The sequence below is a fragment of the Streptomyces phytophilus genome, from assembly GCF_013870535.1.
Taxonomy (GTDB): domain Bacteria; phylum Actinomycetota; class Actinomycetes; order Streptomycetales; family Streptomycetaceae; genus Streptomyces; species Streptomyces phytophilus.
In genome coordinates, this window is sequence record NZ_JACBXC010001103.1 from 1 (window position 1) to 2,050 (window position 2,050).

The following is a 2,050-nucleotide window of genomic DNA, read 5'->3' on the forward strand; positions in this document are numbered from 1 at the left end:
AGCCAGCAGCTCGGTGGTGCGGCGGAGCATGACGGGGACGTGGACAGCGGCGCGTGCGTCGTTCACGGTGCCGCCTCCTGTCCCGCCCGTTCGCCGAAGGGGAGCGGCCGCTGCCGCCCTGCGCGGCGGCGCCGGCCGGGCCCGGAGCGGGCCGCCGGCCGCGCGTGCGACGGGCGAACCGCATGAAAGGGGGCGCCACGGCTCCCACTTCGCGTCACTTTAGCCCACTGCACCCCCCGGTCGGTCAAGGACCGAAGGCGCGCCCCGTCCCGCCGGCGGGCCCGTGCCGCGCGTATTGCTCCCTGTGGGGTACCTCACCCGGACCGGGCAGCGGGGCCCCGGCCCGGATACCGTCGTAGGCATGACGCCCGCTGAGAGCACGTCGTCCGGCGAGAACACCCTCGCCCCCACCGTCACCGACCGGCTCGTGGCCGCCAACCTCGGATACGCGGGCGGCTTCGCCGACCCCGGCATGGACGCCAAGCCCGTGCTGCGGGTGGCGGTGGTGGCCTGCATGGACGCGCGCCTGGACCTGCACGCCGCGCTCGGCCTGGAGCTGGGCGACTGCCACACGATCCGCAACGCCGGCGGCGTGGTCACCGACGACACCATCCGCTCCCTGACCATCAGCCAGCGGGCTCTGGGCACCCGCAGCGTGGTGCTGATCCACCACACGGACTGCGGCCTGCTGCGCATCACCGAGGAGTTCCGCTTCGAGCTGGAGGCCGAGGTCGGGCAGCGGCCGGCCTGGTCGGTCGAGTCGTTCCGCGACCTGGACCAGGACGTGCGCCAGTCCATCCGCCGGGTGGAGACCTCCCCGTTCCTCCTCCACACCGACGACGTGCGAGGCTTCGTGTTCGACGTCCGCACGGGACTGCTCCGCGAGGTGTCCGCGGAGCAAATCACGGCGGGCGACTGACGAAACCGGCATTCGGCAGCAAGAATGCGGGTGTGGTGGCTCCGTTCCGCGACGGCCGCGCCGGCGCGCGCGGGGCACCACGGTATCGGGGAGGGCCGGACCGCGACCGCGGGCGCACGGCCCGTGCGACGGGCCGAGGAGGGCCGGTGACGACGTATGACGAGCGAGCGAGCCTCAGCGATCTGACACGAACCGCGGACGATGTCCGGCGGTCGGTGGAGAGCGTGATCGAGGGCAAGCCCGAGGCGGTCAGGCTGTCGCTGACCGTCCTGCTCGCCGAGGGCCACCTCTTGATCGAGGACGTGCCGGGCGTCGGGAAGACCATGCTCGCCAAGGCGCTGGCGAAGTCGATCGACTGCTCCGTGCGCCGCATCCAGTTCACCCCTGACCTGCTGCCCTCCGACATCACCGGCGTGAGCGTCTACGACCAGCAGAGCCGGGACTTCGAGTTCAAGCCCGGCGCGATCTTCGCCCAGATCGTCATCGGCGACGAGATCAACCGGGCCTCCCCCAAGACCCAGTCGGCGCTGCTGGAGTCGATGGAGGAGCGGCAGGTCACCATCGACACGCAGACGTACGAGCTGCCCGCCCCGTTCATGGTGGTCGCCACCCAGAACCCCATCGAGATGGAGGGCACGTACCCGCTGCCCGAGGCCCAGCGCGACCGCTTCATGGCCCGGCTGTCCATCGGCTACCCCAGCCCCGAGGCGGAGCTGGAGATGCTGGACGTGCACGGCGGGGTCTCCCCGCTGGGCGACCTGCAGCCGGTCGCGCACGCCCACGACATCGTCAAGCTGATCGACGCGGTGCGCACGGTGCACGTCGCGGACTCCGTCCGGCGCTACGCGGTCGACCTGGTGACCTCCACCCGGCAGCACCAGGAGCTGCGGCTCGGCGCCTCGCCGCGGGCCACGCTGCACCTGCTGCGGGCGGCGAAGGCCGCCGCGGCGCTGGCCGGGCGGGAGTTCACGCTGCCCGACGACGTGCAGGCGCTGGCCGTGCACGTGCTCGCGCACCGGCTGCTGCCCACGGCCCAGGCCCAGCTCAACCGGCGGACGGCCGAGCAGATCGTCGCCGAGATCCTCCAGCAGGTGCCGGTGCCCGCCGCCGACATGCAGCGGCCGCCGCAGA

The 2,050-nt window shown here is 72.8% G+C and carries 2 protein-coding genes; both read left to right on the forward strand.

Annotated elements, in window-relative coordinates; translation table 11 throughout:
* Positions 1-361: 361 nt before the first annotated feature.
* The gene (locus H5J30_RS29540; protein WP_181790387.1) at positions 362-919 is read left to right on the forward strand and encodes a beta-class carbonic anhydrase; all 558 of its coding nucleotides are present in this window, start codon (positions 362-364) and stop codon (positions 917-919) included.
* A 146-nt stretch (positions 920-1,065) separates the two neighbouring features.
* Positions 1,066-2,050, forward strand: a 985-nt coding sequence (locus H5J30_RS29545) for an AAA family ATPase (RefSeq protein WP_181790389.1), incomplete at its 3' end; no start/stop codon positions are given.

What these genes read in the sequence shown, in the direction of transcription:
- H5J30_RS29540 (WP_181790387.1), top strand. Translation starts at nt 362, where the DNA reads ATGACGCCCGCTGAGAGCACGTCGTCCGGCGAGAACACCCTCGCCCCC.